General features: G+C 43.9%; 10 protein-coding genes. All 10 read right to left on the bottom strand.

Going from position 1 to position 16,272, the window contains the following annotated elements:
• Positions 1–108 precede the first annotated feature (108 nt).
• Positions 109–1,740 (bottom strand): DUF5597 domain-containing protein, encoded by a 1,632-nt coding sequence (locus FGT79_RS00360; protein WP_138750815.1) that lies wholly within the window; start codon positions 1,738–1,740, stop codon positions 109–111.
• Positions 1,741–1,752: 12 nt separating this feature from the next.
• A complete protein-coding gene (locus tag FGT79_RS00355) occupies positions 1,753–3,318 on the bottom strand; it encodes a response regulator (protein WP_138750814.1) in 1,566 nt (521 codons plus the stop codon).
• Positions 3,311–5,125 carry a sensor histidine kinase gene (locus tag FGT79_RS00350; protein ID WP_138750813.1) on the bottom strand — a complete coding sequence of 605 codons (1,815 nt, stop codon included), beginning with the start codon at positions 5,123–5,125 and terminating at the stop codon, positions 3,311–3,313. The genes FGT79_RS00355 and FGT79_RS00350 overlap by 8 nt, the downstream gene beginning before the upstream one ends.
• Before the next feature lie 380 nt (positions 5,126–5,505).
• A complete protein-coding gene (locus FGT79_RS00345; protein WP_138750812.1) occupies positions 5,506–6,819 on the bottom strand; it encodes a right-handed parallel beta-helix repeat-containing protein in 1,314 nt (437 codons plus the stop codon).
• Between the two features lie 18 nt (positions 6,820–6,837).
• Positions 6,838–8,751, bottom strand: coding sequence for a hypothetical protein (locus FGT79_RS00340; RefSeq protein WP_138750811.1), 1,914 nt, complete (start codon positions 8,749–8,751; stop codon positions 6,838–6,840).
• A 44-nt stretch (positions 8,752–8,795) separates the two neighbouring features.
• The gene (locus FGT79_RS00335; protein ID WP_138750810.1) at positions 8,796–9,719 is read right to left on the bottom strand and encodes a carbohydrate ABC transporter permease; all 924 of its coding nucleotides are present in this window, start codon (positions 9,717–9,719) and stop codon (positions 8,796–8,798) included.
• Positions 9,720–9,731: 12 nt separating this feature from the next.
• The gene (locus FGT79_RS00330) at positions 9,732–10,634 is read right to left on the bottom strand and encodes an ABC transporter permease (protein ID WP_138750809.1); all 903 of its coding nucleotides are present in this window, start codon (positions 10,632–10,634) and stop codon (positions 9,732–9,734) included.
• Between the two features lie 77 nt (positions 10,635–10,711).
• On the bottom strand, positions 10,712–12,412 hold the full coding sequence (locus FGT79_RS00325; RefSeq protein ID WP_246096059.1) for an extracellular solute-binding protein: 1,701 nt from the start codon (positions 12,410–12,412) through the stop codon (positions 10,712–10,714).
• Positions 12,413–12,536: 124 nt separating this feature from the next.
• Entirely contained in the window at positions 12,537–14,174 is a 1,638-nt protein-coding gene (locus FGT79_RS00320) for a response regulator (protein WP_138750808.1), read from the bottom strand.
• The gene (locus FGT79_RS00315; RefSeq protein ID WP_138750807.1) at positions 14,167–15,921 is read right to left on the bottom strand and encodes a sensor histidine kinase; all 1,755 of its coding nucleotides are present in this window, start codon (positions 15,919–15,921) and stop codon (positions 14,167–14,169) included. The genes FGT79_RS00320 and FGT79_RS00315 overlap by 8 nt, the downstream gene beginning before the upstream one ends.
• Positions 15,922–16,272: the final 351 nt, after the last annotated feature.

Genomic DNA, 16,272 nt, shown 5'->3' with positions numbered 1-16,272 from the left:
CGCTTCCACGACTCATCTACTATACTAGCAAATATGATCGTATTTATAATTTCACTAATCTACAATTTCTCTTAATAAACACAGATTATATCTGTTTATTGAATTCATTTAAGGACACAATCGAACTCGTACAACGCCTGTATCCGCTTCAACCCAAATGCCGAAATCCACTTCATCACCATTGCGATTGCGGTTAGCATGAAAGTTTCCTTCTTGATCGAATCTCCCTTCTTCCACTGAAACATAATCGACACTGCGTGTGAGCGTGAATTCATTTGTTGCATGAGCTGGTAAAGTGTGAGTGATCAGCCGCTTGGGCATGAATAAAAGGCGATAGCCATCTCCAGCTACGTAGAACTCATGTTCCGACGTTTGAATAACTAAACCTCTGCCCCGACGGCCTTCTGCCTTCTGTTTCTGACGGTAATCTTTGTGATACTGGTCATGCCAGTTCCAATCCGAGTCATTATGTCCTCCAGCCGGATGGCAATTCGTGAAAAGAGCTAGTGCGTAATAATGATCGAACTCCAGCCGCTGCATAGGTGAGTACTCGTCTTGATAGATAACCGCTGTTGGCGCCTGCTTGTAGCGCATTAAACCACCAGCGAGCGCTGAAGCAACCTGCATGCTTCCCACTACTGGCCATGCGCTTGGATCCACCTGATCCTCTTCGTCAAGAATACTCTCTGCCCCAAATAGAAAATATCCGATTGCCTTATATTCGCCCAATGCTTTGAACAGAAAGCGCGAATTCCACTCTGCTAACGGAGCAGATTCAGGCACAAATAGCGCATTGTCTTCACGCGTGTAGTCCCTGCAAGCTTCCGTGTAGCCTTCTAGTGTCTGTTGATAAATGTCAGGTGAGATCATATCTAAGTGAGGAGTCATCCATTTCCAAATATCAAGCGTTCTAGATACTGGACCACCAGCAGGGTAGTTAATGCCTGGAATTCTCCAGCTATGCTGCTCCAACCATACATTGGTGAACATGAGAATATCGAATTTTTCCTTGCCCGCTCGGGCTATATCATCTACGTACTCGGAAATATGGTACGCAGTAAACGCTTCTTCAGCTAACGAATCAAACGCACTTATCCAACTTTCAGTGTTCTCATCGTTTTTCTGCCATCTTCGGCTGATTTGACTATTGGGATAATCCTTCATAAATTGACTTAACTGCATAGGAATCGGTGAACGAAATGCCCGTTCTGCCGTTTCGGAATAATCACGATAGGCGCCCGGCATAATTCCTGGTTCATTTTGTACTTGAATAGCGATAAGTACTTCCTTGTTCGGATCCAATGCATGCAAGTACTCCGTAAGCGCGACGAATGCACGCATATCCGCATGCTTAGTCTCTTCACAATGTGGAGATAGACTGTTTAAGCGGCTTCCATCCTGAGCGATTACTCGCCAAAACCTTTGCGGGTTTTCTTTTACCCAGTGAGGTGCATATTTTGCATTCCCGTTCTTCCAAGTTCCGAACCAAATAAAAATTAGTTTATACCCTCTTGCTTTGACCTCTTCCCAAATCGATCTAACCAAAGAGAAATCGTAAATACCTTCTTGCCCTTCCACAACACCCCAATACAGAGGAATAGCTACCGAATTGGCATGGATATGTTTGAGTGCCTCAAAACCACGATTCAATCCCTCTACGGAATATGCACTGGAATTATGAACCTGTGCACCGACAGGAAAAAATGGACGTCCTTCGCTGATAAACCCTTTTCTGTTCATTGATAAGCTCCTTCAACTGTTTTTATAGGTAATGACTTTAATGCCTGTCACTTCTTTGAAGACCGTACTGAAATACGAGGCATTTTTAAAGCCAACTTTCTCAGCAACTTCGTATATCTTCATATCGGTAGTCTTCAGATATCGCTTCGCTTCTTCTATTCTGAGATGATTGATATACTCTGTAATGCGCAGACCCGTCTCCTGCTTAAATAAATTGCTTACATAATTTGGGGTTAAATGGAGTGCAGCAGCTATTTCATTAATGGAAACCTCATTCATATAATTCTTTTGAACCCATTTCAATATTTTTTGGACCGCACGACCATAACCTTCATTTTTTCGGGAAGCAATCTCAATCAGCCGCTGCAGATATCCATTGAATTCACGCATGATTTCATCCATAACTTCTGTATCCTTCAGCATATCGTCTCGCCATAGATAGCTCTCACCGGTAATTTCAGAAAGCTTAACCTTTAAAATTCTCGCAGCCATATGCAATAAAATATCCAATTCGTGAAATACGGTTCTAATCTCTCGAATGTCAGCGTGACTTTCCTTCAATTGTTCAAATAATGCATTCGACTCCGCTACTAACCCTCCGTAATTGCCTGCGCTTAATAGCTCCGTCATCGCTTCAAGCCTAGCGAAAACATGTGTTTCTCTTTTTCCTTTTACTCGAACATGTGCTTGATAATGATAAATCTTGTTCTTGCCTTCATATAATTTGATATTAAGTGCAGACAATGCCTGAGAGAAACACTCGCTCAATTTTTCAATATCTTCACAATTGCCTCCGATCCCAATCGTTATTGAATGCTTCTCGGTTCGATGGATAGATAATCTGACTTGTTCAGCAATGTTGTGTATGATGTTATATTTTTTAGTTTCGCTTTTTTCATCTCGAAATCCGACAATTAGAACAGCTAAATGATGCTCAACTTGCGCAAACACATATTGAACGGTTTCCATATCTAATTGTTGACGCAATTCAAGCTCAATGTTCGCAAACGCGATGGGGTTCGATTCTATAGCCAATAGGGTCATATTTGAAATAGGCATATCCTGGTTGAGTGAACGCAAACTGCTGACCAATTCCAGCTTGTTCGATGATTCTTCCTTCAGAATCCGACTGACTAGACGTTGAATGATGGACGATAAATTATCCTTAATGACTTTATTTCCTGCCTCATGCTTCTGTTCCTCTTCGATTTTCTTTTTGCATTTGATTAGCAATTGATGTAACTGCTGTTCCTTCAGATCGTGCTTGAGCAAGTAATCCTCGGCCCCTAAAGTTAGCGCTTCCTTGACGAATTCGAAATCATTATAAGAACTAAGAACAATAATCTTAACCTTAGGATACTCACGTTTTACGGTCTCAATGAGAGAAATGCCATTCATGATCGGCATGCTGATATCCGTAAGTATCAGATCAGGTTCGTTTTCCGATATCAGTTCAAGGGCATGCCTGCCGTTAACCGCTTCTGCCGTAATATGAAAATCAATGGCCGTCCAATCCATTAAGGATCTAATTGCGTATCTGAACATGACGTCATCTTCAACAATCATAACGCTAATCAAGTGTTCGCCCCTCCCACTCCCCCGTTGTGAAAGGCAATACGGCCTCCACTATTGTTCCTTTTCCGAGTTCACTACGGTAACTTAAACCATATTGCGGACCAAAATAAAGCTTGATTCTCTCATTCACATTCCGAACGCCTATGCTATTTAATCCCGGATACTTACGAGCCTTGTCTTCCAATATAGCCGCGACTTGTTCCTCAGTCATTCCTACCCCGTTATCTTCAACCGTCAATACAATGAACGCGTCCCGCCTTAAAGCTCCGATTTTGATTAGTCCGCCTTCTTTTGACATATCTAATCCGTGAAAAAGAGCGTTTTCCACAAGCGGCTGCAAAATCAGCTTAAGCACTTTTGCGTTTTTGGCGTTTTCATCAATGTCATATCGTGTTTGAAATCGATCCTCGTATCTGAATTTCTGGAGTAGTACGTAGTTTTTCACATATTCCACTTCTTCATGTAAAGAAATGAAATTCCCCTTCTTATCTATGGCGCCTTTCAGCAGTTCGATTAACGAGATGACTAAGCTTTCTATCTCTTTCTGTTTCTTTAGATTAGCCAGCCATCTGATCGTACCTAGTGTGTTATATAGAAAATGAGGGTTAATCTGTGCCTGAAGCGTCTCGAATTCCGCTTGCTGCTTTGCAATTCGTTCTGTATAAACCGTATTAACCAGCTCATTGACCTTGCTCACCATAAAGTTAAACCGCAAACCTAGTAATCCGATTTCATCATAGCTGGAAGGCTGTACCCGAACCGAGAAATCTCCTTTTTCAATTTTTCTCATGCTTTTTTCTAAACGTGAAATATTTCTGCTAACGCTATGCGAAATCGCATACGCAATGGCTAGAGCAACTATAATGGATACACAAACAACGACTAAAATCGCGGTTTTTAATGTATCCACATTTTTCAGCATATAAGATAACGGAACAAAGCAAATCACTTTCCATTTTTGATTAGTACTTTCGACTGCAGTAACCAGGAATCTTTCTCCATTGATATCCATGTTTACAGATTGATTATTAAACGAGACAACTCCGCTGCCTAGCACCTGCATAGTCATATCCCAGATCCCCGAGTCTTTATCAGCCAGAATAATTTCGTCGTTGGCATTCAGTACGGCCAGGTTTGCTTCTTGAATACTTCTCACGTTTTTGTCTTTAATCAGCCTAAAATAGCTGCTGTCCACCGTAAACACGATATCCCCTAGATAGTCCAGCGACTCTGTGTCCACTATTCGCCTTCCAAACATGACCTCATTTCCATCAATCTTTGGTCTAGTCCACACCGTATTGTTTAGAGCGCTGTCCAATTTATCATAGGTAATTAAAAAATTTTGCTGACGCGACAATTCTAATTGACTAGCGTCATCCAGGCTTCCGTTATCTTTAAACCAATACCTGACGTCGCCGCTGGCTGCTCTAATACTCAATGAATTGATTTCATCAATAGATGCAATATATTTGCTAAAGATATTGCTTAAATCTTTATTTGCCGACACATCATACCCTTTTAAATTGATTTTTTTCAAAATCTCCTTCAATGAAGTGAACGAATCCCCACTGTCCGAAGCGAAAGTAAAAGAGAATTGTTCAAAATCGTTTGTCCTGTATTCGATGTTCTCTGTAATTTGACTTATCAACTGCTGCGAAATTTCTTGGGTGTTTTTAAGCATTACTTTATTAGACGTAATCATGACCATATAACCTATTAAAAATGACATAAAGAGAATAATGAAGATGTATGAGATGAGAAATTTGGTTCTAATTTTAAAATTAAGAAACCATCCTATTAATGTTTTCATTACATCTTCCTCTTTCTCCGAGATCGGTGTTTTTACTGATCATCATATAGTACTTGAAAAACTGCCGATTCGAAGTAGTTTTCTCCTTTATATAAAGTTTATGCGTCTAATAATGATCCTCCTCGTCATTTATTGAAAACGGATACATGCTGTTCCATGATCATATTTTATAACGCTGAGGATGAGCATAAAATAAAAAAAACTACAGTTTCTTTAATATTATTACGTTATTTTTAAACCTTCTATTATGAAACAAATAAAAAAACCACCTAAAAAGGTGGCGTTAACTCTTTGAAAGTAAATAAGTAATGATAAAAGCGGAAAGCCTTATCCTATTGAAATGATCGTATTTCATTCTAAAAAACCTTTGTGCCTCTCCATTATGTCCAATAAATCTTCTTGCCTTCTAAATCCTCTTTCTCTGGTAACGGACCAATGAAGCTCGGCTCTACCGTATTCGCCGTTTTATCGTTCGGATTGGGTTCACATGGATAATAACCGTTATCTTCAAATTGTGATGACTTCCAACCTTCGAGCGGAGCAAGAGGGAAGAAGAACGAATTTCCCTTGAAGCAATGAGAATGGCCTTCTGCCTGTGCCACTATTTCGATCGGGCTCATTCCTTCATACTGGTAGAATACATTGTGTTCATGCAAGGATTTTAGCCCCGAATCCGCTTGGATAATACAACGCCTGTCGTTGACGCTAATATTATTCCGCAAAATCGTACCTTCATAGTCAGGGTTATAGTTAATCCCAGCACAATCCAGCCAAAATCCGCCTTCGTTATCATGAGAGTAATTATATTGGAATATAGTCGTTCCGGCAGTCCCCCAGTCCGTATCAAATGCTGTACCGTCATTTTCAAATAAACGTGTTCGTGCTACTTCGTTGTATTGAATAAGTGCATTCGAAGTGGCACACACCCAAATGCCAGCAATCAACTTTGTGTCCGTCAAATTGCCTAGTTCGCCAGCATCGAAGCAACGGTTGAATTCAATGAGCGGAGATACACTATTAGCCACTATAATGCCGTCAGTGCCTGTACGCCGAATCGTATTGTTACGCACAACGATGCCCGTATGATAGATATCAACAATAAAATCTTCCTGCTGATTCACTCGGATTCCACTTGTTAGCACGTCATGAATATAGTTGCCGGAAATAACCACGTCGTCCAATCGACTCGTTTCCGAGGAACGGCCGGGAATGCTGACATAAATGCCCGAATTCCAATACATGCTATAGTAAGGTTCAAGATCTCTTCGATTCTCACCTGTGACATCAAAAATCTCGCAGTTCTCAATACGGATTCCCGATGTTATGGCTTCTGCTTTACCGTATACAGCAATGCCATTGCGGAGTGCACGCTCGTCAGCATGATTAGTCACTCTAATATTACGAATCGTCCAATGGCTGTGACCGTCAATTTTGACGGCTGCTTCCGCGCCATTACCGGCGATCAATGGATTATCCCCTACACCGTAACGATCCACCTCAATTGGCAATCCTTTTACGCCAGAACCGGTTGGGCATAACATTCCCTCCCATAATCCGCCTGCGTGGAACAGTATGCGATCACCGGGAAGAAACAATGCCTCGTTAACTCTATCTAATGATTTCCAGGTTTCTTGCTCTGATCGCCCATCATGATCGTCGTTACCTTCTATTTCGTTAACATAGAACGTTCTCATATGCGCCCCTCTTCCTTTTTAAAATATTCGCTTTCCATGCTCGGCGTTAACCGGCAAAATCTTGCGCAGCGCCTCTAAGCGAAACGCTGCTGGCCAAGCAACAAGCCACTGCGTAGGTGTATTTTCACTTTTCCCATACGTGTAGTTGCACGACTCATCTTGGCTGCCGACGGGTCGTGGCGATTTACCGTCAAGCCTCAAATCCCCATCAGATATTCCCTGCTGGCCATGCCTCCAGATAGCCCCTGCACGCTCATGCCATTGTGAGTGACCTGTCAAAGCTGCAAGATCACACAATTCATGAACGTAACAAAGTGCGAAAGGATCCATTCCGCCATGTATGGATACCGCCGTTCCTCCAAATGTATCGTAATCCAATTGCCCGAGAAGGCTTTCCTCCGGGAATGGCTTTGTGAAATGCCATTGCCACGTTGACAGATACCATGCGGCACGCTCCGCGCATGCGAGGTAAGAAGGATCGCCAGTTATGTCATGCAGCAGCATACTGCTTTTCAGCAGAGGAATACATGATTCCTTGTCTATTGAGAATATATCCAATGCACCTGCTGTCGTATACCCGCTCTGTTGCAATTCTGTCATATAATAAGCATGACTGCGCCTCGCTTCCGACAGATAACGTTCGCTGCCCGTTGCTTTAGCCGCTTCGCAAAGTGCCATCGTGAGAAATGCGCCTGTGCCCCCATCCTTCACGGCCGGTGAAAGATCCGATTCCAACCAACTCTTTCCTATCCGTCCGGAATCGTCCATAACCTTCAATGCGAAATCACAAATTCGCATCGCCATTTGTCCATAAGCTGGCCGATCAATACCCAATAGCTCAGCATTCCGCTCTGCCTCGAATAGTTGAACAGCGGCTGTTCCCAGGTTGCAGGCATCCGTAGTCTTGGCATGTCCGTTCGTGTACATATTATCGTCATAATGCGTTGGGATAAGACCCGTCGGCCCAGCAGCGGCAAGCCATGCATCTAATACGCTGATCGCCATCTCGGCAGCTTCCTTGTCACCTACCATCGCAGAGTGAACCAGCAAGGAATTCGCGATTGAAGCGTTCTGTCCGCACCATCCAATTTCATATTTCTGCACGGATCGTTTCATCCATGTCTCATTCTCCCAAATGAAGCCGATGCTGAAACCTTTGAATCCATCAGCTTCTTCGGTGTAGAGCAGCTTCGCATACTGAATGCCAAGCTCCCACAGATTTTCGTTAGAGCGCATTGGAGCTCGCCATACATAGTTCTGCTTCCAAGCTTCGTCAAGCAGCTTGCTCCATGACTCTCGAGGACGTTCGGTTGCGACAAACACCAACATGACACTGAACTCGTTTCGCGGCGAAATAGGTTTACGGTAGTGCTGATTTCGCTTGCCATCCGTGAACACTGGAAGTGGTCCGTCTTGTTCCGGCCATAGCCATTCGTGGACGGCTCCTCCGTTCTCCTCATAGACCGAGCAGGCTCCATCCAACTGTCCTGCAGGAAGAAATCCGCCTGCCGACATCCCGCTTCCCTCCGAATAGCTCGCCCCAGGAACGCTCATTCGGTGCCAGCCAAATCGCCACGGCAAGCCGGATTCTGGTTCCCTTTGATTAGCAAAGTAGGTGGGTTCTTCCTTTATCTCTGCTTGTTCGACAGTCGTTGCCGCATTTCGGACATCGATAAAATCTTGAATGGCGAATGTATTGCCGTTGTATTGCAGTGCCGGGATGAGATAATATTCAATCCCAAAATCCGCTTCGAATCGCATCGTCATCTCTGTCATTGGCGTCTTCGTGCTTCTCTGCCAACTAACGACGCCCTCCTCAGTCAATACAAAGCTATCCTTTGAGTTAGCTTCGTTAACAGCGGTGCCTACCTTTCGTCCATTCAGGTAGAACTCCGTGCCTTGCTCTCCTTCATGCCAATGAAGCAAAGTCATTCAGAAACCTCCCTATTCATCTAGATGAAGTGACCTAATCCCTCTTACCCTTTAACACTTCCAACAACGATACCTTTTACGAAATATTTTTGCAGAAACGGATACGCCATAATAATCGGCAATGTTCCCAAGAAAATCTGCGAAGCTTTTAGAGTACGGTCGGATATTTGAGATAGATTCATCAAATCCTCGCGGGTCATTGCACCAAAATCACCCTGAACCACAATGGTTTGTATATAACTCTGAAGCGGATAATTCATCGGATTGTTCATTAGAATAAGACCATCGAACCAGCTATTCCAGTTATCAACCATGGAGAACAGCGCAAGTGTAGCTAGTGCAGGCATCGAAATAGGAATGAATACACGCCAAAGAACCGTCCATTGACCTGCGCCGTCCATGACGGCTGCTTCCTCAAGCTCCTTTGGCGTTTGGCGAAAGAAATTCAACATGAGCACGACACTAAATATGGGAACTGCCCCCGGCAGAACTAGCGCCCATATGCTGTCAAGCAGGCCAAACTGCTTGATCGTGATGTACCACGGTATCATTCCGCCGTTGAATAATAGAGGAATGAAGAAAACCCAAGCATAAATGCTCCTGAAAGCAAATTGACCCGACTCCTTTGATAATGGGTATGCAACCAGCACAATCAGCAATAGATTAAGCGGGGTCCCTATCGCAATACGCTGCACCGATACGAGCATCGCTCTCCAAAACTCCTCGCGCCCGCCAACGTATTCATAGGACTTAAGCGTAAATTCAACCGGCCACAGTTTTATCAACCCGGCAGCAGCCGCAGAACTGGAACTGAATGATACAGCTGCGATGTGTATGAGCGGCAAGATGCATAGCAGGGAAACCAGCGTAAGCAGCACACCGTTGATGATTGCGAACCCATCGATTCGTCTCCTGATTGAAGAAGCGGAGTCTTTGGGGTATTTACCTGTTGCGATGTCCTTGGACATATCCGTTCCTCCTTAAAATATCCGATACTTTGCAAATCGGTAAGCACAGAAATAGGACACCGAAATGAGCAGCAGCGATACGATTGATTTAAATAGTCCAACAGCGGTTGCGACCCCATACTGGGCATCAAGTAACCCAATTCGGTAGACGAATGTATCTAGGATATCGCCGCTCTTGTATACAGGGAGACTATAGAGATTGAATACTTGGTCAAAACCAGCATTCAGTAATTGTCCTAAACTTAGAACGGATAAGAGCACAACGACCATACGCATGCCCGGAATCGTGATATGCCATGCCTTATGCCACCTATTCGCACCGTCAATCGTTGCCGCCTCATATTGTGCGGGATCGATCCCCATAATAGCAGCCAAATACACGATTGTTCCGTAACCGAAATTTTTCCAAACATCCGAAACGACTAGCGTCGTAGGAAACCATCGATTGTCTCCAAGAAAAAAGATAGGTTCTATCCCAAGCGACTTTAAAACGGAGTTCACGATACCGCCTGATGGCGACAGCATGTCAACCAGAATGCCTCCCAATATAACCCAAGACAAGAAATGCGGTAGATAAATTGCTGTCTGAATCGATCGTTTTAAAAACTTTCCTTGAAGCTCATTCAGCAATATCGCAAATACGATAGGCACAATGAGACCAAGCAGCAGCTTTAAACTGGAAATATACATCGTATTCCAAAGCACCTGCGTGAAGCCGGGTAGATTCATCACATATTTAAAATTGTCCAAACCAATCCATTTCTGATCGCCGAACAATCCCTTTGCAGGAATAAATTTTTGAAATGCAATCACGATTCCCGCCATTGGTATATAGGAGAATGCGATGATAAAAGCCAATCCCGGCAAAATCATTGCGTGAAGCGGGAGCTCTTGTCGCCATTTGCGTTTAATCATTTTTCTCGCCTCCACAAAAAACGTACTAAGAAAAAAGGGAGGATGGTCAATGCCAATCACTCCCCCTAACCTGAATTCTACTTGATACGCGCGTCATTAACTTCTTTGGTTATATCGTCGCCGCCAAGTCTTTTCCAATCCGTAACAAACTTATCAAAGCTATCAATCGAATCCCCAAGAATAATATTGATAAACGTTTCATTCTGAAGCTTATCGAGCGTCGATTTTCTTTCGATCATGGTCGGCGTTGGAACCGTAGTGAAGCCGTCCATCAAAAACTGTCCATTCTTATCATACTGGTCAATGACAGAGTAAGAGCTTGCCGGACCATAAATTCGTTCCCAGCCCCACAGTGCGAATCCTTCTTTGCTTCCTGAAGCGAATTCATCCAGCTTTGCTTGAATCGTTTTGGCTTCTCCCTTGAGAGCCGAAGTATCTCCCGATTGTCGTGCCGCATTAATCTCACGGAAAGCTGCAAGATTTTTGAACGCTGGTCCAGGTGTTACCGGGGATAGTTTCCATACGCCTTCCGCTTCCGGAGGTGCATAGTACTTGTCGTTTTCCTCACTTTCTCCCCAGTTCTTTTCTAAATGCAGATTATACATTTTAATAACCGCTTCGGGATTTGCTGCTCCCTTACGAACTGCGTACGCCAATCGCGTATTTGACTGAAGCGGAACTTTCGCTCCATCGCCAGTTTCACTCACGATAGGAAATGCCTGCCACTCTGCGTTGGGATCATTATCACGGCTAGCCTGCAACGGCCAAAGTGAGTTCCATTGTTGGCCATATTCCATACCAATCTTGCCAACTGCAAACTGCTCTGCTACTTTGCCTGAATCTTTGATGCCAAATTCCTTTTCAATCTGCTGCGCTTTCAGCATATTCTGAAGCACTTGCAGAGCCTTCTTGACTTCCGGCTGCACCCCACCGTAAACAACAGTGCCCGAAGCATCCTCTACCCACATGTTAGGGAAGGCATTATACCCAGCCATGAAACCTTCAAGTGCCATCGCGCCGCCCCATAGTTCCCTCGACAAGCCCAGGCCAAATGTATCCTGCTTGCCATTACCGTCTGGATCGCTTTCTGTGAAAGCTTTCGAAATAGCGAGTACATCATCCATCGTCTTAGGAGGCTGCAAACCGAGTTTCTCCAGCCAGTCCGTTCTAATCCATAGCAATTGCGAACGATCAATTGCGCCATCCGTTAATGGCAATCCCATCAATTTACCATCAATGGTCGTACTGTCGAAAGGTGCTGTACCTTCCTGAGCAAGCGTGTCTTTCGTCAACTGCGAAGCATATTTGTCGTACAATTCCGTTAGATCCTCAATCATATCGGAATCAGCCAACTGCTTAAGCTGGATGGCATCTACTTGGATGACATCCGGCAACTCCCCTGATGCCAGCGTAACATTCAACTTTTGGGTGTATTGATCAGTGCCTTTGACAACCCAATCGTATTTGATTTTGATGCCTAGCGACTCCTCGTATAAGCGCGTCCAACGGTTGTCCGCCAACGTTTCTCCTGATAGATTGCCGAGAACGTTCGTCTCGAGCGTGTCGTCTGTGGATCTTACAAACGAGACTTCGATAGGAGGATCATATTTGCTGAGCGGGCCTTCCTCTACGCTCGAAGAGGCGTTGTTTTTATTTGTCGCCTCTCCCTCATTCTTGTTATCGCTTTCATTTTTGCCGCAAGCCGATAAAATCAACACAATGATCATGATTGCAATCAGTGGCAGTAGGACATTTCGTTTGCTTTTCCACCTATTCATTGCGATTCCCCCTTCTTGATTCTATTTAGCTGCGATTGTAAGACTACAATCTTCCGCTAACACAATTATGCCTTACGGGAACCAGTCTATCCATGTACTTGTTTTGACATTCCTTACCCTTATTCTACTTTTTTGATAGCGCTTTCCTAAACTCTTGGGGAGTGACACCAATTGCTTTTTTGAAGAAACGGGTGAATGAATGAGCAGTCTCATAACCTACTAACGCACCTACTTCATGAATCTTATCCTCGCCTCTTTCCAACAAATCTTTGGCCTTTCTCAGCCGTATATCCTCGATGTAAGTAGAGAGATTAACACCACATTCTTGTTTGAATAACCTAGATAGGTAGGCGGGATTGAAGTGAACGAGCTCTGACAGCCGTACTAAGGATAAATCGCCTGAAAGATGATCCTCTATATATGCTTGAACACGGTCGATAATATCTCCAGCTCTGCGTCTTTCCTCCGTATGGCGTGCCATAAACAGCATACGAGCCGTCTCCTTCGCGTAAGCCATCGCCTCGCTTCGTGTGGCATGATCGTCGAAACGAATAAGACGACCAAATTCAATCTTAATATTAGTTGGCCGCCAACGATTGATATGAGACAGAAGCGCTAGTGTAATCGCATAATAGGATTCCAACGCCTGCATACTATCCACATTCGCAGCTAGAAGCTCCTGCTCCCATTGTTCCAGCAAGGCTTCGAACTGTGGCTTACGGCCAGACTCCAGGTAACCGATTAGCAGCTCAGCCTTCTGTATTGGTGTTCGATCTTGAGAGAATGGTCTTGGATCTCCTTCTTCATCGTCCGAATGATCCGTGACAATCATTGACACTCCATCGCCGATTTGCAGCCATAATAATTGCTGCAGTCTTTCGTAACATGAAACGAGCTCCTCCCACGGTCTCATCGATTCGTTGATTGCAAAGGCGACCGATAATCCGAGCGATTCCGTACATGCCTTCTGAATGAGCTCAAGCGTACCTTGAACAAATCGACCGATCTCGATTGGTTCCTTATCTGTGTACTCTTCATCCAACCTTAACGGTTGGATGAACCAAACCAAATTGCCGCGCCAGTCTGTCACGCAAGTAGATCTAAGCTGATCTGATAAGAAGGAATCGGTCAAGTAACAAACAGAGCTCAGTGAATCCTTCCTCGCTGCGTGCAAGGAATCGACATCCGTATCCAGTATCTGGCATATCGTCATCAGAATCGGCTTATCCGGATCAAGCTGCAGTCCCATTTCTTCAAACTCGAATGCGAGATTAGTAATGGGAACCTTCCCGGTTAAAAGATCTCTAAAATAGTCACCATGCAGATGGGACTCCAGTTTTTCCTCGAGTTCCTGCGATCGCTGTTGCAAATCGGTCATTCGCAGACTCTCATCCAACTCACGTACCGTTTCTGTTATTTTCGCAATCAGTTTGTCGTAACCTTCCGTCTTCAGCAGGTAACTAACTCCTGGAGACTGGATAGCGTGATAAACGTACCCGAATTCTGGATAGCCCGTAAGAAAAATAGTGCGACATCTTGGCCAATGGGCTTTGATTCGCTCGAATAACTCCAACCCGTCCATATCCGGCATACGGATATCTGTCAGCACAATATCTATCCGCGTACGACCGAGCCACTCGAGTGCTTCGCTGGCAGAATAAGCTTTACATACGTCCAATTCAGGCTCGTCCAGCCCGCTGATTACCTCATACAATCCATCAGTGATATATTCTTCATCGTCAACAATAAGCAATCTAAACATGATTCATTCTCCTCTCCTTTGGGAAGTACAGAACTACTCGTAGGCCCCCAAACTCACTTCGATCCACGCGGAGCCCGCTCTTCTCGCCTAAGCTTAATGCGAGCCTGCGATGAATGTTGATCAAGCCTGTCGTTTCTTCACCCGGTTCAATGCTGTTCATCGCACTCGATAATTGCATCAGACTTTGATCATTCAGACTATTTCCGTTATCCTCTACAACAATACTCCACTCCTCTTCCGTCGATTCAAAGCGGATGCAGAGATAACCGCCCTTCTTCATTTTTTCCAAACTATGTTCAAAGCTATTCTCAATAATTGGCTGTACGATCAGACGCGGAACGGCAATAAACGCCATATTCTCAGGCAACGGGTCAAATTGTACTTTAATGCGCCGAGAAAATCGGAAAGCCTGAATATTTGTATAGATACGAGCATGATGGATTTCATCACGAAGAGGAATGTCGTCTGATGCGTTTCTCGTAATGAATTGAAAGTATTCACCCAACTGCATTGTAAACTGTTCAACACTTTCATAGTCTTTCGTTCTCGCCATCGTATTGAGAATAAAGAAACTGTTATACAGAAAGTGCGGGTTGATCTGTGACTGCAGTTGCTTCAATTCGGCACGCTGCGTCATAATCTCTTGCTTATAAACGCGATCAATCAAATTGCGAAGGTTGCCTACCATATGGTTGAATCGGCTGTAAAGATATCGGAATTCATCATTATGCTTGTGCTTGATTTCAATGTTGAGATCTCCGTTCTCCATGCGACGAAAACTTTTAACCAGCGTAAGGAGGGGCTTATGGATGAGCTTATACGTCGACAAGGTGTATACAACGATAATAAGAATTGCAGTCAATATGAACACCCACGCCCAAATATAGAAACGATCAATGGGCTGTAAAATGACGTGTTCAGGGATATATTTGCCAATCGTAAGATCCAAAACTTCAGAGGTTGATTGCGTGAACAAATAATTGTTTCCTTTGACTTTTATGGAAGCCGTTCTAGCATCGTCATCTTCACCTAATCTTTGTGCAACATCCTTGATAATAAAGTCATTTTCAATGCCGCTTATCGTTCGGAGAGTAAAGTTCGAATCTGTGACCATTAGATAGGATCCGCTTCCGGCATAAGTATTAAACTGACTTAATGCTGCCCGTAGTTTATCGGTGTCGAGCTCTATCTCCACAACAAACAATGGACTTGCACCTTTCGTACCGCTAAGCCTCGAAGCGCTAATATGAAGACCATCATGCCAAACGATCAATTTTGCGCCTTGCCCGAATTTAGTCTGCAAATTATAATAGCGCTCTTCATCGAAGGTGTATGCACCCTCCTTAGACGAAATAGATTTTCCCGTTGATGGTACATGGGCAGACACATTACGAATGTAAGCGCTGCTATTTTGAATAGTCGTTAACCGATCTTGGACTAGATTAATGCTCTCGGTACGCTTGACGTTGCCCATCGCCGCCCATGTAACGGACAGCTTATTCAAATTGCCATCATTAATCGAATCGTATAAGAGGAACTTCATTCGTTCAAGCTCATTTTCAAGGTCTGATAGGTAGGTGGAAACCTGCGTCTCTGCTGATTGAGAGATATCATCTCTAGCCGTCTTGACGCTCCAATTGTAGATATAAAAGCCAAGCAAAAAAATGGGGATCATAATGAGCAAAAAAGTCGTAATCAGCCGGATAAAAATAGAGTTTGGAAACGAAATATCTAGCCTAGTTCTCATGGTTGCCCTCCGTGTCATGAAGTGTGTTCACAATGTTAAGAGATATTGTATGGGGATGGATCTTGAGTTTCATTATCTTATCACATTCAAAGGATACGTAAAGGGAGTTATTTTGAAATCGGGCTGATATCTGACATGGAGCTTAACAACATGCTGCCTGCTCCTCCTCTAAACTGCTTCGAATCATACAGTATTGGAATTTCAATACTTCTTTAATCGCGATGGGTGGCACTATAAAAAAGGAGCCGTCTCATAAGGTCAGAAATGACCATATCGGACAGCCCCTTGCATGCAATAAATATAGACAGAAATACAGCTCGTCAGGCAGCTATAAAAACGACTTCAAACATT

Source organism: Paenibacillus sinopodophylli, assembly GCF_005930355.1.
GTDB classification, from domain to species: domain Bacteria; phylum Bacillota; class Bacilli; order Paenibacillales; family Paenibacillaceae; genus Pristimantibacillus; species Pristimantibacillus sinopodophylli.
Note: the sequence above shows the minus strand (reverse complement) of the source record. Positions and strands in the feature narration are given on the sequence as shown.

What these genes read in the sequence shown, in the direction of transcription:
- FGT79_RS00335 (WP_138750810.1), bottom strand. Translation starts at nt 9,719, where the DNA reads ATGTCCAAGGACATCGCAACAGGTAAATACCCCAAAGACTCCGCTTCT.
- FGT79_RS00340 (WP_138750811.1), bottom strand. Translation starts at nt 8,751, where the DNA reads ATGACTTTGCTTCATTGGCATGAAGGAGAGCAAGGCACGGAGTTCTAC.
- FGT79_RS00320 (WP_138750808.1), bottom strand. Translation starts at nt 14,174, where the DNA reads ATGTTTAGATTGCTTATTGTTGACGATGAAGAATATATCACTGATGGA.
- FGT79_RS00350 (WP_138750813.1), bottom strand. Translation starts at nt 5,125, where the DNA reads ATGAAAACATTAATAGGATGGTTTCTTAATTTTAAAATTAGAACCAAA.
- FGT79_RS00360 (WP_138750815.1), bottom strand. Translation starts at nt 1,740, where the DNA reads ATGAACAGAAAAGGGTTTATCAGCGAAGGACGTCCATTTTTTCCTGTC.
- FGT79_RS00325 (WP_246096059.1), bottom strand. Translation starts at nt 12,412, where the DNA reads ATGAATAGGTGGAAAAGCAAACGAAATGTCCTACTGCCACTGATTGCA.
- FGT79_RS00345 (WP_138750812.1), bottom strand. Translation starts at nt 6,819, where the DNA reads ATGAGAACGTTCTATGTTAACGAAATAGAAGGTAACGACGATCATGAT.
- FGT79_RS00315 (WP_138750807.1), bottom strand. Translation starts at nt 15,921, where the DNA reads ATGAGAACTAGGCTAGATATTTCGTTTCCAAACTCTATTTTTATCCGG.
- FGT79_RS00330 (WP_138750809.1), bottom strand. Translation starts at nt 10,634, where the DNA reads ATGATTAAACGCAAATGGCGACAAGAGCTCCCGCTTCACGCAATGATT.